We start from the raw sequence: 20,865 nt of genomic DNA, 5'->3' as shown, positions 1-20,865 counted from the left end.
GTCGCAGAGGCATCCCGGCCGGCGCCGGACGTGGCCACCGCCGTCGTCACCGGCTTCGGGAAGCGCTTACCCACGCGCGCTACGCTGCCGCACATGGCCCCAGCGCAGCGTCCCGCCGTCGTGCTCGCGATGTCCCCGGCAAACCTGCCCCGCCTACTCGACGACCACCAACGCCAGCGCCTCGCCGCACTCGCGGACGTGGACCTCGACCTCGTCCTGGACGAGTACCACAGCGCGCGGGCCAGATCGGTCCTCGGACGCGCGCAGGTGCTGCTCACCTGCTGGGGCGCTCCGCCCGTGGACGCCGGGGCGGTCGCCGCCGCACCCGGGCTGGCCGCGATCGTGCACGGTGCCGGCTCGGTCAAGAGCCTGGTCACCCAGGCCGCCTGGGACCACGGCGTCCGGGTCTCCTCGGCGGTCGCCGCGAACGCCGTACCCGTCGCGGAGTACACCGTCGCCATGGTGGTGCTCGCCGGCAAGCGGGCGTTCCCGATCCAGGCGGCCTACCGCGCCGACGGACGGCGACAGGACTGGGCGGCACGGTTCCCCGGCCTCGGCAACTACCGCACCACGGTCGGGATTGTCGGCGCCTCCCACGTCGGGCGGCGGGTGCTGAACCTGCTCGCGGCGTACGACATGGATCCCCTGCTGGCCGACCCGACCCTGACCGCGGCGCAGGCATCGGACCTCGGCGCCCGGCTGGTCGACCTGGACGAGCTCGCCGCCGGTTCGGACGTGGTGAGCATCCACGCGCCGGACATACCCGCGACGTACCACATGTTCGACGCCCGCCGGCTGGCCCTGATGCCCGACGGCGCGACGCTCGTCAACACCGCGCGCGGCCGGCTGGTGGACACCGCCGCACTGACCGCGGAGGCGGTGAGCGGGCGGCTGTCCGCGGTGCTGGACGTCACCGACCCGGAGCCGCTGCCCGCGGACTCGCCGTTGTTCGGGCTCCCGAACGTCGTGCTCACTCCCCACATCGCCGGGTCGCTGGGCAACGAGGTCCACCGGATGGGTGCGCTCGCGGTGGACGAGGTCGAACGCTTCGCCCGGGGCGAGGACTTCGCCCACCCGGTCGACCGGGCGCGGCTGGACCTGCTGGCCTGAATCGCGGCACGGCCGCAGGGCGCCGTCGGCCGGCGGTTCAGGGGCGCCACCGGGCGAGGGTCCCGGACGGTACACGCGGAAGGGATAGGCTCCCGACCATGGGACGAGGATCGCGAGCAAAGGTTCGTTGGACGAAGGAACGCACCCGCCGCAAGCGCGAGCGGGACCGGCGCAAGGCAGAGGAAAGAGGCGCGGCGCGCAAGAGCGCGTGAGCGCGAGCGGGTGGTCGCCGTGCTTCCGGGGTCGTCCCGGCGGCGCGGCGATCTCGCGCGGCCGGTCCGCATCGGACCCGTCAGTGAGCGCTACGCCACGTGTGGGCGTTTTCGGCCTATGATGCCGAGCCCGAGCGCCGGCAGCCCGTTACGACGGTTACGGCGCACCTGCCAAGCCTTTCGCCCGTTTCGACCGCGGCCGGGTTCGGACACCTCCGCGTATCCTTTGGGCAGGCAGACCTAAGAAGGAGCACGCGGCGTGAGCCACAGCGATCTGATCGACACCACGGAGATGTATCTCCGCACCGTGTACGAGCTGGAGGAGGAGGGCATCGTCCCCCTCCGTGCCCGGATCGCCGAACGCCTGCACCAGTCCGGTCCCACGGTCAGCCAGACGGTGGCCCGGATGGAACGCGACGGGCTGCTCACCGTCCAGGGCGACCGGCACCTCGAGCTCTCGCCGAAGGGCCGGGCACTGGCCACCCGGGTGATGCGCAAGCACCGGCTCGCCGAGCGGCTGCTGGTCGACGTGATCGGGCTGGACTGGGAGCTCGTACACGTCGAGGCGTGCCGGTGGGAGCACGTGATCTCCGACGACGTCGAACGCCGGCTGGTGACGATCCTCGGCGAGCCGACCGTGTCCCCGTACGGCAATCCCATCCCCGGTCTTTCCGAGCTCGGCTACACCGGTGCGGTGGAGGACTTCCTGACCGAGGTGGAGTCGCTGGAGCAGGTGGTCGACCGGGCCGGGCCCGGCGAGGAGACAAAGGTGGTCGTACGCCGGATCAGCGAGCCGCTGCAGACCACGCCGGAGCTGATGGAGGTGCTGCGCCGGGCGGGTGCGCTCCCGGGGCAGACCGTGACCGTGACGGCCGGGCCGGACAGCGTCCTGGTCCGGGGCGGCGACGGTGGCGAGGTGGGCGGCGACGGGTCGGCCCGGATCGCCGGCGCGACCGCCGAGATCGCCCACCAGCACGCCGGCCACATCTTCGTCCGGCGCCTGTAGGCGGTGTCGTAGCCCGCGACACCCGTTCCCCGGCCCGGGTCCTATCCTCGACCTGCCCTGCCACCGTCGTCCGCGAAGGAGGCTGACCAGCCGTGACGTCTGACTGGCTGGGCTATCTCGACGACTTCCACGTCCGGCACGCCGGCGTCACCGAGGAGCTGTTGCGCCGTTGTCACGCCGGCGACCTCACGCCGTACGGCTGGGTGTTACGGCCGGTGGCCGGCAGGGGACGTCGCGTGCTGGATGTCGCGTGCGGCAGCGGCGCGGTGGCCGGTGACCTGCATCTGGAGCAGTTCCACCGCGAGGGCATCGAGGATCCCCTGGTCGTAGGCATCGACCGGTCGCGGCGGGAGCTGGAGACGGCCCGGGAGCGCCACCACGCCCAGGTGCTGTGTGCCGACGCCACCAGGCTGCCGTTCACCGAGGGCGGGTTCGACGCGGTGGTGTGCTCGATGGGCCTGATGGTGGTCCAGCCGGTGGCGGAGGCGCTGGCGGAGATCGCGCGGGTGCTGCGTCCGGGCGGGATGCTGTCCGCGACCGTGCCGGCCGCGGTGCCGTTGCGGCCGAGCGACCTGCTCGTCCTCGGCCCTCTCACGGCCAGGCTTCGCATGCCACCGCGGTTCCCCGGCTGGGCCGAGCTCGGCGACCTGGGCGACCGGCTGGAAGAGGCCGGCCTGCACGTGGTGGAGGACGCCCGCGAGCGCTTCGTGTTCTCCGTACGAGACGCGGCCGACGCCGAACTTCTGATCACCGCGCTGTATCTGCCGGAGCTTTCAGAAGACAGGCGGGCGGCGGCGATCGGCTGGCTCACCGAACGCGCGCAGGGTCGTCCGGACGGAGTGGACATCGCCATCCCGATCCGCCGCGTGCTGGCGATGCGCCGCTGAGGGCGTAGGCCCCTCGTCGGCAGGCGCAAGGCAGCATTGACACCGGCCGGTTGACAACGGCCCGGCTGTCAACCGGCTCTTGTCAGTGCGAGGAGGTCGAACGCGCCGAGGTCAGCGAAAGTCAGCGCGGTTGGTGCGGGCCGCTGGACTCCCGGACGACCAGCTCCGGTTGGAACAACACCTGTTCGTGCTCGTGTTCGTGCTGGCTGCGAGTCCCGGCCTCGGCGAGGAGGAGGTCGGCGGCGGCCCGGCCGATCTGGTAGCGCGGCTGGCGGATGGAGGTCAGTGGCGTGGTGAGCACGGCCGCGAACTCGACGTCGTCGTACCCCACCACGGCGACGTCGTCGGGCACGCTGAGCCCTCGTGCGCGCAACCCCCGCAGCACGCCGAGCGCGGTCAGGTCGTTGACGCACACGATCGCGGTCACGCCGTCGGCATGGTCGAGCACCTGGGTGAGAGCCTGCTCACCGCCGTCGGCGTTGAGCGCGCTGACGGTCACCTCGACCAGCGAATCGGACAGGGTGAGACCGGCGGACTTCAGTGCCTTGCGAACACCCTTGCGCCGGTCCGCGCACTGCCGGATCTTCGTGGGCCCGTTGACGAACGCGATCCTCCGGTGGCCCAGCGAGACCAGATGAGCGGCCGCGAGCTCGCCGCCGCGTACGTCGTCCACCCCGACCGAGCACATCGTGCCGTCGTCGCTGCGGTCGAGGAGTACGACGGCGGTGCCGCGGGCGCGCGCCTGATCCAGCCAGGTGAGGTCCTCCTCGGCCGGGCTGACCAGGACGCCCTGCACGCCCTGCTCTTCCAGCAGCCGGAGGTAGCGGAGCTCGCGTTCGTTGCTCTCGTCGGAGCTGGCCAGGATGAGGATGTGGTCGTCCTCGGCGAGGCGGTCCTCGATGCCGCGGGCGACGTCGGTGAAGAACGGGTTGGCGATGTCGAGGACGATCGCTCCGACCGCACGACTGGTGCCGGCACGAAGCTGGCGGGCCGAACCGTTGCGGACGAAGCCGAGTGTCGCGATGGCCTCCTCCACCCGGCGGCGGGTTTCGTCGGCCACCAGTGCGGGTTTGTTCAGCACGTTCGAAACGGTCCCGACGGACACGCCGGCGAGTTCGGCCACGTCGCGAATACCTCGGCGACGCGCGGCGCTGTGTGGCGTACGACCCACACTTTCGGCAATCGCCGCCATGAAATCCCTCCCACGGTAAGGCCCGTTCCGGAAAAAGCCGTTCCCGGAACCGACCGTCAAACGCACCCGCCGACCGGCCGCGAACTCCCACCCCAACCGCCGGGACACTGCCACCTGCGAATCCACTCACGAATACACGCACGCACGCACATACGAACCAGGCTTGGGATCCAGCATAGGAGGCCCTTGACAGTCCGCTGCGCCGACAATAGCGTCACTCGCGCGAATCTTGAAAGGTTTCACCGCCCATTCAACGGACGGACTGTGACGTGGACGAAACCGCCGGGCCACTTCGGCCGCACGATCTTCGGACAGAAACCGCGAAATCCCCCCTCGGCCTGGACGAGCCCACGCCGCTTCTGGCCTGGGAACTGACCGGAAACGGCCGGAGCAGGGCGCAGCGCGGTTACCGCATCCGGCTCTTCCCGGCCGCTGCGGGCACCGACCCGCTCGCGGAGGGCGGTGAGACGCACCCGGGCGTCGTGTGGGACTCCGGCGAGGTGACCTCGGACCAGTCGACCGGTGTGGAGTACGCCGGTCCGAAACTGGCCGCCCGCGAGCGCTACGCCTGGGCGGTGCGGGTGACCGACGAGGCCGGACGCGACTCGGGGTGGAGTGAGCCGGCGGAGTTCGAGATGGGCCTGCTGGCCGAGTCCGACTGGCAGGCCGACGGCATCGGCACGCAGTGGATCGGCGCGCCCGGCGAGGACGACCTGGCCGGCGCGGTGTCACTGGACTACGCCGGGCGGCCGCGGCAGCGGATCGAGCGGGTGTGGTTGCCCGGCGACCTCGCCTCGGCCGCGCGCACCGCCTACTTCCGGACGCGGTTCGAGGTCCCTGCAGATTCGGCTGTCGAGCGGGTGCGAGTTCTGGCCGACGCGGACGACGCGCGGATCCGGGTCTACTGCAACGGACACGAGGTGGCCGCGGACGGCAGCCCGGTCCACGCCGACGTCGTGTGTACGGGCACGAACGTGCTCGCGGTCGCGGTCGACGGCAACCCGGTCGAGAGGAAGTCCGATGCCGGCACCGACGCGACGTCGGGTCTGGTGGTGCACCTGCACGTCGAGTGCGGTGCGAACAGCGTCGTGGTGACCAGCGACGACAGCTGGCGGTGCTCATCCACCGCCGACGACGGCTGGGAGAGGACCGACCACGACGACTCCGGCTGGCGTCTCGCCCAGGCGTTCGGTCTGCACGGCGTCGCACCGCACGGGCGTTCACCGCTGAGCTACCGGCCCACTCCCTATCTGCGCAAGGAGTTCCGGACCGGCGCGCCGGTCCGCCGCGCACGGCTTTACGCCACCGCGCTCGGCATCTACGAAGCCCGGTTGAACGGCGAGCGTGTCGGCGACCACCGGTTCGCGCCCGGTTGGACCGACTACGCCCGCCGCGTGCCGTACCAGACCTACGACGTGACCGACCTCGTGCGGTCCGGCGACAACGTCCTCGCCGGCGTGCTCGCCGACGGGTGGTACACCGGCAACGTCTGCTGGTTCGGTCCTTTCCAGTACGGCCGGCACCGGATGTTCCGCGCCCGGTTGGAGGTCGAGCACACCGACGGCACCCGCACTGTCGTGGCCACCGACGAGACCTGGCGGGTGGGCGAGGGTGCGACGCGGTACGCCGACCTGCAGAACGGCGAGGTCGTCGACGCCCGGCTGGAGCCGAGGGGCTGGGACCTGCCCGGCTTCGACGACTCGGACTGGCGGTCCGCGGTCACCGGCTCGCCCACGCACGGTCCGCTGGAGGCGCAGGTCGCCCCGCCGATCCGTGTCAAGGAGACCTTGCCCGCGGTCACTGTCACCGCGCCCCGGCCCGGTGTGCACCTGGTCGACTTCGGCCAGAACCTCGTCGGCTGGGTGCGGTTGCGCGTACGCGGACAGGCAGGCACCAGGCTGCTGCTGCGGCACGCGGAGGTGCTCGACCACCGCGGCGAGCTCTACGTCGAGGCACTGCGCGACGCCCGGGCCACCGACGAATACATCCTGCGCGGCGATCCTGGCGGTGAGGTGTTCGAGCCCAGGTTCACCGTGCACGGGTTCCGGTACGCCGAGATCGTCGGCCTGCAAGGCGATCTGGACCCGGCCGACGTGCAGGCCCTGGTCGTCTACGCCGACATGGAACAGATCGGCGCCTTCGAGTGCTCCGACCCGCGGCTCAACCAGCTGCAGCACAACATCGTCTGGGGTCAGCGCGGCAACTTCCTCAGCGTTCCGACCGACTGCCCGCAGCGCGACGAGCGGCTCGGCTGGACCGGCGACGCGCAGGTCTTCGCGTCCACCGCGGCGTACAACTACGACGTCCGTTCGTTCCTGCGCAAATGGATGCGCGACCTGCGCGACGGCCAGCAGCCCGACGGCGGCGTACCCCACGTCGCCCCGGACGTGCTGACACCGCAGTCGTTCGTGATGGGCGGTGACGGTCGCGCGGCCGCGGGTGCCGCCGGATGGGGTGACGCCGTCGAGATCGTCCCGTGGGAGATGCTGCGGGCGTACGGCGACCGCCGGGTGGTCGCGGAGAACCTCGCCGCGGTCGGCTCCTGGCTGGACTACCTCGAGACCCACAGCGCGGACTTCGTGCGGCCGGCCGAGGGGTTCGCCGACTGGCTGGCGCCGATGCCGACCCCGGCCGACCTGGTGGCCACGGCGTTCTTCGCCTACGCCGCCCGGATCGCGGCCCGGCTGGCCGCCGAGCTCGACCGGACCGAGGAGGCGGCCCGGTGGGAGAAGCTGTACGAGCAGGTGCGGGCGGCGTTCCGGGCCCGCTACGTGCGCGGCGGCGGACGCGTGCAGTCCGGCACCCAGACGTCGTACGTGCTGGCGTTGCACTTCGGGCTGCTCGAACCCGCCGAGGAGCCGCTCGCCGCGCGGCACCTGGTGGAGGAGATCGCCTCCCGCAACTGGCACCTCGCCACCGGATTCCTGGGTACGCCCTACCTGCTCCAGGTGCTGTGCCGGTTCGGTTTCGAGGACGTCGCGTTCCGGCTGCTCACGCAGGACACCTTCCCGTCCTGGCTCTACCCCGTCGTGCACGGCGACGCCACCACGATGTGGGAACGCTGGGACTCCTGGAGCGACTCGCGCGGCTTCCAGGACCCGAGCATGACCTCGTTCAACCACTACGCCTACGGCGCGGTAGGGGAGTGGATCTACCAGACGCTCGGCGGGATCGCGCCCGGAGAGCCGGGCTACCGGAAGGTGGTGGTCCGCCCGCGCGCCGGCGGCGACGTCAGCTGGGCGCGGGCGTCCCTGCGGACGCCGTACGGAAAGGTGTCGACGTGCTGGCGGCAGACACCCGAGGGAGCGTTCGCCCTGGAGGTCACGCTGCCCCCGAACGTCACCGGCGAGGTCTGGCTGCCGACGGCGGACGTGTCAGGGGTGACCGAGGGCGGCGAGCCGCTCGCCGCGGCGCACGGCCTGGCGGTGGAGCCGAGCACCGACGGGGAGGAGACCCTGGTCCGGGTGGGCTCGGGCACGTACACCTTCCAGGTGCCGGCCACGGCCTGACGCAGGTCGGCCACGAGGATCGGCCGGACCAGGATCGGCCGGACCAGGAACGGCGGACCGTGTGCCGGCCGGAGGGGCGCCCACGCTTCCCAGACGGCTGGGCGCCCACCCCGGTCAGCACACGGTCAGCACGAGGTCAGCGGACGGCCGCGCCGCGGGGCCGCCGCAGCGTGTAGCCCACGCCGCGCACGGTGTGGATCAGCGGCGGGTCCTGCTTGTCGATCTTGCGACGGAGGTAGCTGATGTAGGACTCGACGATGCGGCTGTCACCGCCCGCCTGGTAGTCCCACACCCGGTCCAGGATCTGGGTCTTGCTCACCACCTTCTCCGCGTTGATCAGCAGGTAGCGGAGCAGGTTGAACTCGGTGGGGGAGAGCCTGACGCTGACGCCGCTGCGGCGAACCTCGTGGGCGTGCTCGTCGAGTTCCAGGTCACAGTAGGTCAACACCGGCGGTCCTCAGGGGTCGGAATCTCAGGCGGTCGGCTACGCCCGGAGCTTCGCCGTTCAACCTGAGAGCGGCCTGTGATTTAGTCCAAGAGCAGGGAAGGTTTCCGCAAGTTACGGGCACCGGGACGCGTCGGGCCGGGTCCGAAAGTGCGGAAACGTGCAGGGGCAGGATCGGGAACCGACCCGTGGTGACGGTGCGTCGTAACGCAACGCGAAGACGTCGACACGCCAGGACATCGCGGCGACGCCCACGCGACAGGTGTCCTGGACATGCCCTGGGCGGGCAGAGGTATGACGACACGGCAGAGGTACGACGACAAAGGAGACGCGCGCATGCGCAGCTGGCATTCGGACGCGCTGAACCACATCGCCGCGGCGGCAGCGGCCGACCGCAGGATCACCCAGGCCTGGGTGTACGGCTCCGGGGCCGGTGGCGAACTCGACGAGTGGAGCGACCTCGACGTCGGCCTGGTGGTGTCGGGGGAGGACCCGCACAAGATCGCGGCGCCTGACTGGCTGGCGTTCCTCGGCCCGATCTGGACCTTCCAGTGCGCCGACCGGGACGGCGGCGCGCTGGTGCGGGTGGTGTTCCGCGACGGGCGGCGGATCGACCTCAGTGCCGTCGACGACCCGGAGGTGCTTCCGGCCGACCGGCGGCGGATCGACCTGACCCTGAGCGACGCGGATCGCGCGGCCCACGCGGATTCCGGGCCGGACGAGGCGGAGCTGCCCGCCCTGGTGCACCAGTTCCGGTTCACGGCCGCGCTCGCCGTGGTCAAGGACGCCCGTGACGATCTGCTGATCGGCGGCCACCTCGCACTGGAGCTGCCGCGGCTGTGCCTGGTGCTCGCCATGCTCCTGCGCGATCGGGCGGAGAGCACCGCACACCACCGGTTCGGCGGCGCGGGCAACGACGTCTGGGACCACGTGCTCGACCTGATGCCCGAGCAGGACTCCGGGCGCGACAGCGTGCTGGACCTGGTGGACGCCTCGGCGGGACTCTTCGACGACCTCGCCGCGCGGGTGTGGCCCGACTACGTGCCCGACTGGTCGGGGCTCACCGTGCTGCTGGACCGGGCCCGGGAGCGCTGCCTGCCGGAGGGGCCGGCGTCCGTCCGGCCGTGAGTGCGAACCCGCGCCGGGTGAGTGCCTCGGCCATCGGGCGGAAGCGCACGCCGGTGACGAGGTGAACGCCGTCGTAGGCGCCGCTGTCCCGGATTCGTTCCACCTGCTCGCACGCCGCCTCGACACCGGCCTGCCGGTCCTGCCCGACCCGGCGGATCAGCTCCTCGGGGACGTCAAGGTCGGGGATGCTGGCCGCGAGCCGGCGGGCCATCGCCTCGCTGGACAGCACCAGCACGCCGGCGTACACCGGGCAGTCCGGCCCGTGCGTCTCCCGCCAGCGCACCTGCGCGGCCACGTCGAAGCCCACCTGCGCGAACACGAAGTCAGCCGCCCGCTTCCACGCCCGCAGCGGGCCGGGCCCGGCGGCGACGCCCGCGCGGAATCCTCCGCCTCGTAGCTCCGGCTCCTCGGCGAACCTCCGCACCTCCTCCAGCATGGCGCGCACCGTCAGGTCGCCGGTCCGGTTGCCGGAGGCGGGTTTGTCGCCGTACACGAACACGAACCGCTCGACGCCGTACGCCGCCGCGGTGAGCAGGTCGCGGCGCAGGCCGAGCAGGTTGCGGTCGCGGGCGTTCAGGCAGGCCAGCCCGCGGCCGCCGGCGCGCTGGATCTCGTGCGCGACGGCGACGCTGGAAATCGTCGCCCGGCCGAGGTGGTTGTCGGGTGCCAGGAAGGCATCCGCGACCGGGCCCAGCACCTCGATCTGGCGGCGGACATGGGCGAGGTCGGGCCGGGCGGGCGGCTCGACCTCGCAGACGACCTCGAATGCGGGAGGGGGCATCCGCTCACCTTAGGCTGCCTCCTCCGATGCCTGCGCCCGCACCTCCGTCCATACCTCCGCCCGCCCGGCGCTCAGCGGTGGGTCAGGTGGTAGGCCCGGACCAGCGTCTGGTCCAGGGTGCCGCCCGCCCCGTCGTCGGCGGTGACCCGCAACGACACCGAACCCGAAGCCCGCACCCGGGGGTGGTGGTAGGTCGCGGTGAAGGCGGCGGCCTCGCCGAGGCCGGTCTCCGGTGCGGACCGCACGGTCGCCCGCCGCCAGGTCGTGCCCTCGTCGAAGGACACCCAGACCGCGACCGACCGCACCGCGGAGGCCACCGATCCGAGCTGGTGGCCCACCCGGAGCCGCAGGGAGACGTCGCGGTCGTCGGCCGCGGTGTTGGTGAGGTCCAGTGCCGACCGGCCGCTGCCCGGGTCCACGACCCCGGTGTAGTCGACGTCGACCAGCGGCAGGGTGTACGTCCCGCCGTCGCCGGCGGAGCGGAACGTCCACGTCGAACGGGCCTGGGTGGACAGTCCGAAGAACGCCCCGTCGGGCTCGACCTCGGTCTCCAGCCGGTAGACCGACTCGGCGGCCGGCACCTGCGCCGACCCGGTCAGCCTGTAGTCGCTGGCAGCGATCAGCGTCCCGTCCCGGTAGAGCCGGGCCTGGGAGGTCGCCGGCCCGAGCGACGGTGTCCAGTGCCCGGCCGAGTCGGTCCAGGGCGCGATGTCGTAGTGCAGCGTGTCGCCGAACCGTGTGCTCGCCCGCCGCGCGCCACTCAGTGTCAACTCGGAGTTGGCAGGGCCGGGAGAGAACGGCGCGACCAGCCAGTCCTCGCCGGTGCGCTGCCCGGCCCGGTACGCCGGCTGCTCGCGGGCGTACATCACGTCGCCGGGGTTGTCGTAGAGATACTGCCAACTGGGCTGGACGCCCACGTCCGGGCGCGCGGTGACGTACTCGGTCCTCGTGTGGCCGAGCGTGGGCAGGTAGTCGGCCACCAGGGTCGACCCACACCCACAGGGCGCGGCGACGAAGTTGTGCAGGCGCCAGCCGCGTTCGCCGGTCCCGGTGGTGGCGAGGCGCAGGTCGACCTGCGCCACGTCGTCCGGCCGGACGGTGTAGGCGAGTTGGTGCGGGACCTGCCCCTGCTCCACGAAGGCGACGTCGTAGGCGTACGGCGCGACCGGCCGGCCCACGAACCTCACCGACGCGGGGCCCCGGCGCAGCACCGCGACCAGCGCGTCACCGTCGGACTTCGGTGCCGCCAGCACCGGCACCGGCCCGCCGGCGGACGGCCAGAAGACGCCGGGCTCGGCCGAGGTGAGCAGCACCGCGCGAGCACCCTTCGCCACCACCGCGGACACCTGGCCGGCGTAGGTCAGGTCGGCGCTCTCCCGGACCACCGCGAGCTTGCCGCGCAGGTCGGCCCCGGCCAGATCGTCCGGGCTCGCGGTCCCGGCGTCGGTGGCGGCCATCACGACCGTGCCGTCGATCGGCGGGCCGCCCTCCCAGACCGGATGCAGGATGCCGTTGCCCGGCGGGCGCGCGCCACCGACGATCTGCCCGGTGAGCTCGGGCAGACCGGCGTCGAACCCGGTGGTCACCACGAACGGCGCGTCGTCCACCCGGTCCGTGCCGGCCACCGACACCTTCTCAGGCGATCCGTCGCTGACCATGACCCCAAGGGAGTCGAAGCTTCGGTACGGCGTTCCGGGCGTGCCACGCCACCACGACAACGCCAGCGACCGGATGGTCGAGGCCCGCGGCGTGGTCAGCCGTACCGGCTCGGCCTTGCGTGCGTCCAGGACGACGGAGAAGTTCGGCGCGTACGCGTGCACGCGCGGGATGGAGACGACGCTCTTCTCCTCGACGTACCGCCCGGACTCGTCGAAGGTGAGGATGTTCGCCCACAGGGTGTAGTCACCCTCGGGCACCCGGCGAAGCTGCTCGGTCTCGCCGGGGGTGAGGTAGAAGTAGTCGGGGTAGTACCGCCCGTCGAAATCCGCCTTCTTGTACGGCGCAAGCCGCAGAGTGGCGGTCGCCGGGCGCCCGTGCCGGTCGAGCGCCTTCACCGAGATGTCCGCCGTGTCGTCCTGCTTGTAGAAGCCGACGGTGGTACGAATCGCCACCTCCGCGCCGTCGGCGCTGTCGGCGCCGTCGGGGTTCGCCTCGGAGGTGGCCACGACGCCACCGGTGTAGGTGCTCGGCGCGAGCGCGCGGGCGTCCACGGTCGCGGTGGCCTGTCCAGTCCCGCCGGCCGGCAGTGTCAGTCGCGTCGGCGAGACGGTGAGGCCGGAGGCGTCGGCGGCCTGACCGTCCTTGTCGGCAAGCGTGGCCGACAGACTCATGGTGACGGGGGTCCTGCCGTCGTTGTGATATGTCAAGGTCTTCTTGACGACCATCGCCGACTCGTCGTACGGCCGGGCGAAGTAGCCCGCGTCGAGGGTGCCCTGGTCGACCCGGACCTGCTGGCGGGTGGCACGATCGACGTCGATCCGGCCGGCGCCCTGGTCGACGACGGACGCGCCGTTGATCCGCACGGTGGTCGATGTCAATGCTGCCTTGACGTCGGCCACGGTCCACTTCGGGTGCTCCTGCAACAGCAGGGCGGCCGCGCCGGCGACGTGTGGCGTGGCCATCGAGGCCGGTCATCGTGGTGTACGGGCCGCCGTCACCGGTACCCGCGGCCTGCGCGGCGGTGATGCTCACGCCGGGCGCGACCACCTCCGGCTTGACTGCGGTGTCGCCGAGCCGCCCCCGGCGCGACCCGGTGTACATCCGGTCCTGCTTGGAGACCGCACCCACGGTGAGCGCGTCGTCGGCCGCACCGGGCGAGGTCACGAACCTGCTGTCCTGGCCGTACGGGTTGAAATTGCCGGCCGCGACCACGAACAACGTGCCGTACCGGCCGGAGAGTTCGTCCAGCGCCTGGCTCACCGGATCGTCACCGCGGGACGGATCGCCACCCAGGCTGAGGTTCACCACGTCGGCACCCTCGCTCGCCGCCCACTGCATGCCCTCGATCACCTGCGACATCGAGCCGGAACCGTCGTCGCCGAGCACCTTGCCCACCATCAGGTGCGCACCCGGCGCGACGCCGCGGTAGCGGCCGTCGGAGGCGGCACCGGAGCCGAGCACGGTGGACGCGACGTGCGTGCCGTGCCCGGCGCCGTCGACGACGTTGCCCTTGCCGGTGAAGTCGCGGGTCGAATCGATCCGGCCGGCGAAGTCCGGATGCGTGGCGTCGATGCCGGTGTCGAGCACCGCCACCTTCACTCCCGACCCGTCAAGCCCGCGTTGCCAGGCGGCCGGTGCACCGATCTGCGGCACGCTCTGGTCCAGGCTCGCCCGCACTCTCGCGTCCAGCCACACCCGGCGGACGCCTCCGGTCAGGGCGGTGGCGGTCAGCGGATGCCGGGTGTTCGCGGGCGCACCGGTGAGTCCGGACCAGAAGCGCGCGGCGTCCTGCTTGCGTACGGACACCGCACCGGCGTGGGCCGCACCCAGCCGGGCGGTGAGCCGGGCCGCCGGCGGCGCCGCCGCGCGCGACGAGACGCTCGCGGTGGGATAGGCGAGGATCAGCGGCAGCGCGGACGTGTGCGCGTCGTCGTAGCCCTGGCGGACCAGAGCGGAGACGTTGAACAACGCCGGGTCCAGCCGCCCGGCGCCGACCAGCCGCTGGGCGGCCTCGGGCACGAAGTGTGCGTCACCGGCGGGGTCGATGTAGGAGTGGTAACCCGCACCGGTCGCGGCCGGCCGCAGGAGCGTCGCGATGTGCTGCCCACCGGAGGTGTCCAGGCGTACGACGTCACCGGTGACCAGGGTGACCGCCGCCGACGGGTGCCGCGGGCCGGCACCCGCTCCGGCCGGGTCGCGGCCGCCGGAGCCCGGCGGCGCCGCGCCGGCGACGGCGGGGGAGAACAGGGCGGAGGGGGAGAGCAGGGCGGCGAGAACTGCACACGCCGCCACCAGGGCGGCGGACACGCGAGTACGCATGGAGGCTCCCGGAGACGTCGTCGTCCCGCCGGGGAACCGTGCCGTGGCAAGACCGGCCGAGCAACCGGGGCCGGAGCAGCCCGGATCGAAGCTGCCCGGTCCGGGCCGTGCCCGCGACCACACCAGACCGGCCGGCGGCCCGGCCAACGGGGAGTATGGCCGCGCTCACCCGCTGTCGTAAACCGTGCGGCGGAACGCTGGCACATTTCAGCCACGAGACACCGCGCGGAGCGTCACCGGGCGCGGACCGCCACCTGCACAACGGGACCCGCCGCTGGCGAGCTCCGGACACCTCGGGCGGGCGGGGTTCTCACATGGTGAACGTGCAGGGGGTCGGCGTTGCCCTGCGTTACCGCGCGCCATACCGTCGAGCCCTCGCTTTTTGGGCTCGCACAGGAGGAGCTGACGCCCGTGACAACATCGCCGGGTCCCGCCGGATCGCGCCGAGCACTGGTCGTGCGGGGAGGCTGGGACGGCCACGTGCCCGTGGAGGCAACCGATCGCTTCGTCCCGTTCCTACGTGACAGCGGGTACACCGTGGAGGTCTCCGACACCCTGGACTCCTACCTCGACGCCGACCTGCTCGCCTCGACCGACCTGATCGTGCAGTGCTGGACGATGGGCCAGATCACCCCCGAGCAGAGCAAGGGACTGGACACGGCCGTACGGGCTGGTACCGGCCTCGCCGGTTGGCACGGTGGCATCGCCGACGCCTTCCGCGCCGACCTCGAGTACAACTTCATGGTGGGCGGGCAGTTCATCTGCCACCCGGGCGGCTTCGTCGACTACGAGGTCCAGGTGCTTCCCGAGCGCGCCGACCACCCGATCGTCGCCGGTGTCGACCGGTTCGCCCTGCACACCGAGCAGTACTACGTCCACGCCGACCCGAGCATCGACGTGCTCGCGTCCACGACCTTCGCCGCGCATCCGGACTACCCCTGGATCGACGGCGCGACCATGCCGGCCGTGTGGACCAAGCCCTGGGGTTCGGGCCGGGTCTTCGTCTGTACGGTCGGTCACAAGCTTGACGACCTCGACACCCCCGAGGTTCGCACGATCATCGAGAGAGGACTGCTATGGGCGAGCCGCTGAAGGTTGGCGTCGTCGGCACCGGCACGATCAGCAGGACGTACTTCGAGCACCTGGCCAAGCTGCCGGGCACCGAGGTCGTCGCCGCCGCCGACCTGGACATCTCGCGGGCCAAGGCCGCCGGGGAGAAGTACGGCGTACGGGCGCTGACTCCCGACGAGCTGTACGCCGACGACGAGGTGGAGGCGATCCTCAACCTCACCATCCCGGCCGCGCACGCCTCGGTGGCGCTGGCCGCGCTCGGTGCGGGCAAGCACGTCTACGGCGAGAAGCCGCTGGCCGCCACCCGGCAGGAGGCCCGGCCGCTGCTCGACGCCGCCGCCCGGGCCGGCCTGCGGATCGGCTGCGCGCCCGACACCGTGCTCGGCACCGGTACGCAGACGGCACGGGCACTGCTCGACCGCGGGGAGATCGGCCAGCCGACCGCGGCGACCGCGTTCTTCGTCAGCCCCGGCCCCGAGCCGTGGCACCCGGACCCGGAGTTCTACTACAAGCCGGGCGGCGGTCCGCTGCTGGACATGGGCCCCTACTACCTCAGTGCGCTGATCAACCTGCTCGGGCCGATCGCCCGGGTCACCGGCCGGGTCGGCCGGGCCAAGCAGGAGCGCACCGTCGGAAGCGGCCCGAAGGAGGGGACGACGTTCAGCGTGGAGGTGGACACGCACGTGACCGGCGTCCTCGAGCATGAGTCCGGTGTCCTCACCTCGATCGTCACCAGCTTCGACGTGTGGGGCGCCAAGCTCCCCCGGATCGAGGTCTACGGCAGCGAGGGTTCGCTGTCGGTCCCCGACCCGAACGGCTTCGCCGGCGACGTCGAGGTGTTCAAGCCGGGCAGCCGCGAGTGGTCGGTGGCGAAGGTGGCCGGCGGGTACGCCGACTCCGGCCGCGGCTACGGCCTGGCCGACATGGCACGGGCGATCCGCGACGGCGGGCCGCACCGGGCCAGCGGCGAGCTCGCCTACCACGTGCTCGACGTGATGGAGTCCCTGCTGGAGTCCGGCGCCCAGAGCGGCGCTCCGGTCGAGGTGGAGAGCACGGTGGAGCGGCCGGCGGCCGTCCCCGAGGGTGCCACCCCCGACGTGGCCTGAAGCGTTCGACGCACGACCTCACGAACGGCCCCCACACCGCACGGTGTGGGGGCCGTTCGCTGTCCGGTGTCCGTTTCCGGAAGCGTTCGCGGTCGAGATTTCGCCGCGGTTACGCGTCAAGATCACCGGCCGTCGAACGGCAACCATCGGACGGTGTCGGCGTAGCGTGGTCGCCGTTACTTGTAGGAAACGAACGCAATGTGACAAGGCGAGTTCGTCTGCTCACGAAGTGTTTATTGATAGCGGGAAGTAGTCGGGAACAGCGTGCGTCCGACCGTTGACTAGGCGGGGCGGCGCCCGTACCTTAGGTGCACATTGAAACGACTCAGGCCGCTTCTTTTAACACGGGGTTAACGCGAACGCAGGGTACGGGGTCAACGCGAAGGCGGATGGGCATGTCAGATCTCAGCCATGGCGTAGTGAGGGCTCTTCGACCGGCTGGTGTCGCCAATGAGGGCATCTACAGTGCGCCAGCTGTCACCACGACGCATCACAATGTTCCCAGTCATGTTCCGAGTCACGTTCCAAGTCACGTCACGACGACGACCGACCTCAGGCGTCGCGTGACCGACGACGAGATCAGGCTCCTGGCACTGCTGGCCGACGGGCTTCCGGTGGAAGCCATCGCGCGTCGGCTAGCGCTTTCCGATCGGACGGTGCGCCGGCGTTCCCGGGCGCTCTGCGACCGACTCGGTGCCCGGGCGCCTATTCAGGTCGTCGCTTGGGCCGCGAGGAACGGGCTGATCTAGAACCCCACCAGGGTTCGAAGCAGCTCTCCCGCGCCGGCGAGTCACAGCGCAACGAAGCGCTCGGCCCGTCGGTCCTACCGAACCTCCCGTTGGGCGGGTGCCGTGAAGGCACCCGCCCAACGGTTTTTTGTGCCGGAAGCCGGGTATCTGGAGAGCGGTTTCCGAGATAGCCGGCACCTGGTGTGGGATCGTTACCAGCTTGTGATCGACAGCGTGGGCGGCGAATTCGGCGTGGATTACCACTGAGCGTGACCAAAAGAGCAATGTGAACGCCCGGCCGAATGGTCTCGGCCGGGCGTTCGCGGGTCCTGCGGGCGTTCTTTGCCCTTTCAGGTTGTGGCAGGTCCGGTGATGCAGGTTCGGGTTGACGCCGTGTCGGCGACGGGTTGACGACAGGTACGACGTCGGGCCGACGTCGGGCCGCTCAGCCCTTCACGCCCGTGAGGGTGATGCCCTGGATGAAGGTGCGCTGGGCGAAGAAGAACACCACGATCACCGGGATCACCACCACCGTGCTGGCCGCCATCAGCGGCCCGAACTGCGAGCTGTACTCGCTGCGGAAGAAGGTCAGCCCGAGCGAGAGGGTGTAGCTGTCGGCGTCGCTGAGGTAGATCAACGGGCCGAGCAGGTCGTTCCACGAGGTGAGGAACTGGAACAACGCCACCGCCGCCAAGGCCGGCTTGGCGAGCGGCAGGATGATCCGCCAGTAGATGACCAGCTCGTTGGCGCCGTCCATGCGAGCTGACTCCGACATCTCCCTCGGGATGCTCAGGAAGAACTGCCGGAGCAGGAAGATGTAGAACGGCACGCCGAAGAAGTGCGGAACGATCAGCGGCAGGTAGGTGTCGGTCCACCCGATCGCCCGGAACATCGTGAACAGCGGCACCATCGTGACGTAGAACGGGATCATCATCGTGGACAGGATCACCACGAACAGCGGTGTGCGCCACCGCCACTCGATCCGGGACAGCCCGTACGCCACGAACGAGCTCGACAGCGCGGCGCCCAGCATGGAGAAGGCGCAGATCACCAGGGTGTTGAACAGGTAGCGGGCGAAGGGGAACACCTGCAGCCCGGCGATGTAGTTCTCCAGCGTCAGCGTCTTGGGAAACCACACCACCGGAAAGGCGTTCAGGTCGACGCCGGTCTTCAGCGAGCCGGAGACCATCCAGAAGAACGGCACCATGAAGATCACGCTGATCACGATCAGGAACGCGTGCGCGACGATCTTCTCGGCGAGTTTGTTCCAGCCCGCGCCCCGTTGGGCGGGGAGGGCCGTACGTTGTGCGACTGCCATCTCTCCAAGCCCTCCTATGCTCCGCCGTAGTAGACGCGCCGGCCGACCAGGCGGAAGACGAGCGCGGTACCCAGGCCGACGATGATGAACAGCACCCAGGCGATCGCGCTCGCGTAGCCGACCTTGAAGAACTGGAACGCGTTCTGGTACAGGTACAGCCCGGACACGAGGGTCTTGCCCGCCGGGCCGCCGGTGCCGTTGGTCAGCACGAACACCGGTGTGAAGAACTGGAAGCCCGCGATCAGGCCGGTGACCAGTGCGAACAACAGGTGCGGGCTGAGGAACGGCAGGCTCACGTGCCGGAAGCGCCGGAACACCCCGGCGCCGTCGACCTTGGCCTGGTCGTGCAGGTCCTGCGGCACGTCCTGCAGGCCCGCCAGCAGGATGATCATCAGGTTGCCCGCGCCCCAGGTACTGAAGATGATCAGCGCGGGCATCGCCCACTCCGGACTGGCCAGCCAGCCCGGACCGGTGATGCCGAACCACCCGAGGACGGTGTTGAGGACGCCGTACTGCGGATTGAAGACGTACAACCACACCACGGCGGAGGCGACCAGCGGGACGATCGCCGGGAGGTAGAAGATCACCCGGTAGATCGACTGCCCGCGGACGTTCAGGTTGAGCAGGATGGCGAGGAACAACGCCACCGCGATGCCGAGCGGCACGCTCACCACGATGTAGTAGAGAGTGTTGCCGAGTGAGTTCCAGAAGGCGGAGTCCGACCCCAGCGACTCGTAGTTGCCGAGTCCGAGCCACTCCGCGGGCTTCATCATCGTGGCCGAGGTGAAGCTGTAGTACAGCGACACCAGCACCGGGTAGGCGGTGAACCACAACAGCCCGATGATCGCCGGTGAGGTGAACACCAGGCCCCAGAAGAAGTTGCGTCGCTGCTGGGGCGTGCGTGCGGACCGCCTGGTGCTGGATCGTGTGCCGGCCCGTGTCGACGGCGCCGAGGTCGCGGTCATGCCTGGACCTCCTTCCGGAACCTGTCCCATTCGCCCATGACGTTCTTCTTGACCGTGCGCAGGGCCTGGAGGGGTGTGCTCAACCCGAGCACGGCGTTGCTGATCTGTTCGTCGAGCTGGGTGAAGTAGAAGTCGGCCACCGGGACCGGAGGCCGGATGTTGGTGGCGGTCGTGAGCACGTCGTAGAACGGCGCCATCACCGGATCATCACGGATCTCGGACAGGACCGAGGCCTTGCGGTAGCCGGGCGGGAAGCCGATCGTGTCCCACTGGGCCTTGGTGCCCTCGTCGGTGGCGCCGGCCCAGCGCATGAACTCCCAGGCCTCGTCCTTGTGCCGGGCGGTGGCCGGGATGAACATCCCCCAGCCGCCGATCCAGGCGCCGGCGCCTGGAGCCTTCGCCCCGGGCGGTTCGAACGGCAGGAGCGTGGCGCCGATCTTCATGTCCTTGACGTTGGTCTTGATGTCGCGGTAGTTCGGCGCGACGAGCGGGGACATGCCGATGTTGCCGGTGCTGAACGGGTGCAGCTGGAGCCCCGGCGGCGTCACCGTCACCCGGTCCGCTCCACCCACCGACCGCGCGTACTTGACGATCCACTCCAGCGCCTTCACGGAGTACTCGTGGTCGGGAGTGACCTCCTCGCGTTCCTGGTCGTAGAACTCCGCGCCGAAGCCGAAGCCCCACGTGAACAGCGAGTTGGAGTAGCCGTAGGAGTCCCAGGGGATCATGCCGATCTTGGTGACGTTTGCCCCGGACTTCTTCAGGATCTTCGCGGAGTACTCGTCCACCTCGTCCAGCGTCCTCGGTGGCTTGTCCGGGTCCAGGCCCGAGTCCTCGAACAGCTGCTTGTTCCAGAAGAACGGGAAGTTCGGGTCGGCGTCCCACTGCATCTGCCAGACCCTGTCCTTGTACTGGATGCCGTCCCAGATCGGCGCGAAGAAGTCGTCCTTGCCAAGGCCGGCAGCGCGGTATCGGTCGGTGAGGTCGGTCATGATGCCGAGCTCGACCCACTGCGGCGCCTGGGCCGGCACGAGCTGTCCGACGTCGGGCGGGTTGTCGCCGGCGATGGCGGTGAACAGCTTCTGCTGGACCGCGCCGCCGCCCATGCCGGCGGGCGCGTAGACCACGCGTACGCCGATGTCCGGCTGGGCCTTTTCGAAGAGCGCCGCGAGCTTGACCATTCCCGCTCCGACGGTTCCGCCCCAGACGCTGTAGACCTCGATGTTCGTCTTCCGGCCAGGCGCCGGCTTCTTGTCCAGGCCGACGTCGGTGATGGGCGGCGTGCCCTTGGTGAACGTGCAGCCTCCGTTGAGGAGGCCCATCGCGCCCAGGCCAAGCCCCCCGAGGGCCTGGATCGCCCGTCGGCGCGAGATGCGTGCTGCCGGCATGACCATCGCACTCCTTTGTTCGTCGCGCTTGATCGTCGCGC

At 70.7% G+C, this 20,865-nt stretch carries 17 protein-coding genes and 1 pseudogene; 10 read left to right on the top strand and 8 right to left on the bottom strand.

What is annotated here, in order from left to right:
* Nucleotides 1-93 precede the first annotated feature (93 nt).
* The 3 genes from ABZV93_RS11160 to ABZV93_RS11150 all read left to right on the top strand — a co-directional run bounded on the left by ABZV93_RS11160 (nucleotide 94) and on the right by ABZV93_RS11150 (nucleotide 3,215).
* Nucleotides 94-1,110: a hydroxyacid dehydrogenase gene (locus ABZV93_RS11160; protein WP_354933478.1), complete on the top strand. Its 1,017-nt coding sequence runs from the start codon at nucleotides 94-96 to the stop codon at nucleotides 1,108-1,110.
* Between the two features lie 471 nt (nucleotides 1,111-1,581).
* Nucleotides 1,582-2,328, top strand: coding sequence for a metal-dependent transcriptional regulator (locus ABZV93_RS11155; protein WP_354933476.1), 747 nt, complete (start codon nucleotides 1,582-1,584; stop codon nucleotides 2,326-2,328).
* A 92-nt stretch (nucleotides 2,329-2,420) separates the two neighbouring features.
* A complete protein-coding gene (locus ABZV93_RS11150) occupies nucleotides 2,421-3,215 on the top strand; it encodes a class I SAM-dependent methyltransferase (RefSeq protein WP_354933474.1) in 795 nt (264 codons plus the stop codon).
* 121 nt (nucleotides 3,216-3,336) lie between these two features.
* Here the strand turns inward: ABZV93_RS11150 and ABZV93_RS11145 are convergent, their stop codons facing one another.
* Nucleotides 3,337-4,338: a LacI family DNA-binding transcriptional regulator gene (locus ABZV93_RS11145; RefSeq protein WP_354933472.1), complete on the bottom strand. Its 1,002-nt coding sequence runs from the start codon at nucleotides 4,336-4,338 to the stop codon at nucleotides 3,337-3,339.
* Between the two features lie 338 nt (nucleotides 4,339-4,676).
* Here ABZV93_RS11145 and ABZV93_RS11140 point away from each other — a divergent pair, with 338 nt between their 5' ends.
* Nucleotides 4,677-7,916 carry a family 78 glycoside hydrolase catalytic domain gene (locus ABZV93_RS11140; protein ID WP_354933470.1) on the top strand — a complete coding sequence of 1,080 codons (3,240 nt, stop codon included), beginning with the start codon at nucleotides 4,677-4,679 and terminating at the stop codon, nucleotides 7,914-7,916.
* A 136-nt stretch (nucleotides 7,917-8,052) separates the two neighbouring features.
* Here the strand turns inward: ABZV93_RS11140 and ABZV93_RS11135 are convergent, their stop codons facing one another.
* Nucleotides 8,053-8,364, bottom strand: coding sequence for a winged helix-turn-helix domain-containing protein (locus ABZV93_RS11135; protein ID WP_330831710.1), 312 nt, complete (start codon nucleotides 8,362-8,364; stop codon nucleotides 8,053-8,055).
* 333 nt (nucleotides 8,365-8,697) lie between these two features.
* On the opposite strand from ABZV93_RS11135, the gene ABZV93_RS11130 reads away from it, so the two are divergent.
* Nucleotides 8,698-9,489, top strand: coding sequence for an aminoglycoside 6-adenylyltransferase (locus tag ABZV93_RS11130; protein WP_354933468.1), 792 nt, complete (start codon nucleotides 8,698-8,700; stop codon nucleotides 9,487-9,489).
* Here the strand turns inward: ABZV93_RS11130 and ABZV93_RS11125 are convergent.
* The 3 genes and pseudogenes from ABZV93_RS11125 to ABZV93_RS11115 all read right to left on the bottom strand — a co-directional run.
* Nucleotides 9,422-10,270: a methylenetetrahydrofolate reductase gene (locus ABZV93_RS11125; RefSeq protein ID WP_354933466.1), complete on the bottom strand. Its 849-nt coding sequence runs from the start codon at nucleotides 10,268-10,270 to the stop codon at nucleotides 9,422-9,424. The two genes, ABZV93_RS11130 and ABZV93_RS11125, sit on opposite strands and share 68 nt — an antisense overlap.
* 71 nt (nucleotides 10,271-10,341) lie before the next feature.
* A complete protein-coding gene (locus tag ABZV93_RS11120) occupies nucleotides 10,342-12,891 on the bottom strand; it encodes a S8 family serine peptidase (RefSeq protein ID WP_354933464.1) in 2,550 nt (849 codons plus the stop codon).
* A gap of 109 nt (nucleotides 12,892-13,000) precedes the next feature.
* Nucleotides 13,001-13,516, bottom strand: a pseudogene (locus ABZV93_RS11115) (S8 family serine peptidase); the annotation flags it as partial.
* Between ABZV93_RS11115 and ABZV93_RS11110 the strand changes: the two are divergent.
* The 5 genes from ABZV93_RS11110 (at nucleotide 13,500) to ABZV93_RS11090 (ending at nucleotide 17,420) form a co-directional block, all read left to right on the top strand.
* On the top strand, nucleotides 13,500-13,823 hold the full coding sequence (locus ABZV93_RS11110; protein WP_354934002.1) for a hypothetical protein: 324 nt from the start codon (nucleotides 13,500-13,502) through the stop codon (nucleotides 13,821-13,823). The pseudogene ABZV93_RS11115 and the gene ABZV93_RS11110 overlap by 17 nt on opposite strands.
* Before the next feature lie 836 nt (nucleotides 13,824-14,659).
* On the top strand, nucleotides 14,660-15,340 hold the full coding sequence (locus tag ABZV93_RS11105; RefSeq protein ID WP_354933462.1) for a ThuA domain-containing protein: 681 nt from the start codon (nucleotides 14,660-14,662) through the stop codon (nucleotides 15,338-15,340).
* The gene (locus tag ABZV93_RS11100) at nucleotides 15,325-16,425 is read left to right on the top strand and encodes a Gfo/Idh/MocA family oxidoreductase (protein ID WP_354933460.1); all 1,101 of its coding nucleotides are present in this window, start codon (nucleotides 15,325-15,327) and stop codon (nucleotides 16,423-16,425) included. The genes ABZV93_RS11105 and ABZV93_RS11100 overlap by 16 nt, the downstream gene beginning before the upstream one ends.
* Before the next feature lie 389 nt (nucleotides 16,426-16,814).
* A complete protein-coding gene (locus ABZV93_RS11095) occupies nucleotides 16,815-17,174 on the top strand; it encodes a LuxR C-terminal-related transcriptional regulator (RefSeq protein WP_197681629.1) in 360 nt (119 codons plus the stop codon).
* 102 nt (nucleotides 17,175-17,276) lie between these two features.
* Nucleotides 17,277-17,420: a hypothetical protein gene (locus ABZV93_RS11090; protein ID WP_354933458.1), complete on the top strand. Its 144-nt coding sequence runs from the start codon at nucleotides 17,277-17,279 to the stop codon at nucleotides 17,418-17,420.
* Between the two features lie 178 nt (nucleotides 17,421-17,598).
* Here ABZV93_RS11090 and ABZV93_RS11085 read toward each other — a convergent pair whose 3' ends face one another.
* The 3 genes from ABZV93_RS11085 to ABZV93_RS11075 are packed head-to-tail and all read right to left on the bottom strand — an operon-like array spanning nucleotide 17,599 to nucleotide 20,824.
* Entirely contained in the window at nucleotides 17,599-18,471 is an 873-nt protein-coding gene (locus ABZV93_RS11085) for a carbohydrate ABC transporter permease (protein WP_354933456.1), read from the bottom strand.
* Nucleotides 18,472-18,485: 14 nt separating this feature from the next.
* Complete coding sequence (locus ABZV93_RS11080) at nucleotides 18,486-19,436, bottom strand: sugar ABC transporter permease (RefSeq protein ID WP_354933454.1); 951 nt, start codon at nucleotides 19,434-19,436, stop codon at nucleotides 18,486-18,488.
* Nucleotides 19,433-20,824, bottom strand: coding sequence for an extracellular solute-binding protein (locus tag ABZV93_RS11075; RefSeq protein WP_354933452.1), 1,392 nt, complete (start codon nucleotides 20,822-20,824; stop codon nucleotides 19,433-19,435). The genes ABZV93_RS11080 and ABZV93_RS11075 overlap by 4 nt, the downstream gene beginning before the upstream one ends.
* Nucleotides 20,825-20,865: the final 41 nt, after the last annotated feature.

The sequence above is a fragment of the Actinopolymorpha sp. NPDC004070 genome, from assembly GCF_040610475.1.
Classification (GTDB): Bacteria; Actinomycetota; Actinomycetes; order Propionibacteriales; family Actinopolymorphaceae; genus Actinopolymorpha.
The sequence above is the reverse complement of the archived record's forward strand: the minus strand, read 5'-3'. Positions and strand labels throughout refer to the sequence as shown.

Excerpts from the sequence above, each read along its gene's own strand:
- ABZV93_RS11160 (WP_354933478.1), top strand. The coding sequence starts at position 94 with ATGGCCCCAGCGCAGCGTCCCGCCGTCGTGCTCGCGATGTCCCCGGCA.
- ABZV93_RS11130 (WP_354933468.1), top strand. The coding sequence starts at position 8,698 with ATGCGCAGCTGGCATTCGGACGCGCTGAACCACATCGCCGCGGCGGCA.
- ABZV93_RS11120 (WP_354933464.1), bottom strand. The coding sequence starts at position 12,891 with ATGGCCACGCCACACGTCGCCGGCGCGGCCGCCCTGCTGTTGCAGGAG.
- ABZV93_RS11080 (WP_354933454.1), bottom strand. The coding sequence starts at position 19,436 with ATGACCGCGACCTCGGCGCCGTCGACACGGGCCGGCACACGATCCAGC.
- ABZV93_RS11085 (WP_354933456.1), bottom strand. The coding sequence starts at position 18,471 with ATGGCAGTCGCACAACGTACGGCCCTCCCCGCCCAACGGGGCGCGGGC.
- ABZV93_RS11110 (WP_354934002.1), top strand. The coding sequence starts at position 13,500 with ATGCCGGTGTCGAGCACCGCCACCTTCACTCCCGACCCGTCAAGCCCG.
- ABZV93_RS11100 (WP_354933460.1), top strand. The coding sequence starts at position 15,325 with ATGGGCGAGCCGCTGAAGGTTGGCGTCGTCGGCACCGGCACGATCAGC.
- ABZV93_RS11075 (WP_354933452.1), bottom strand. The coding sequence starts at position 20,824 with ATGCCGGCAGCACGCATCTCGCGCCGACGGGCGATCCAGGCCCTCGGG.
- ABZV93_RS11125 (WP_354933466.1), bottom strand. The coding sequence starts at position 10,270 with ATGCCCCCTCCCGCATTCGAGGTCGTCTGCGAGGTCGAGCCGCCCGCC.
- ABZV93_RS11095 (WP_197681629.1), top strand. The coding sequence starts at position 16,815 with ATGGGCATGTCAGATCTCAGCCATGGCGTAGTGAGGGCTCTTCGACCG.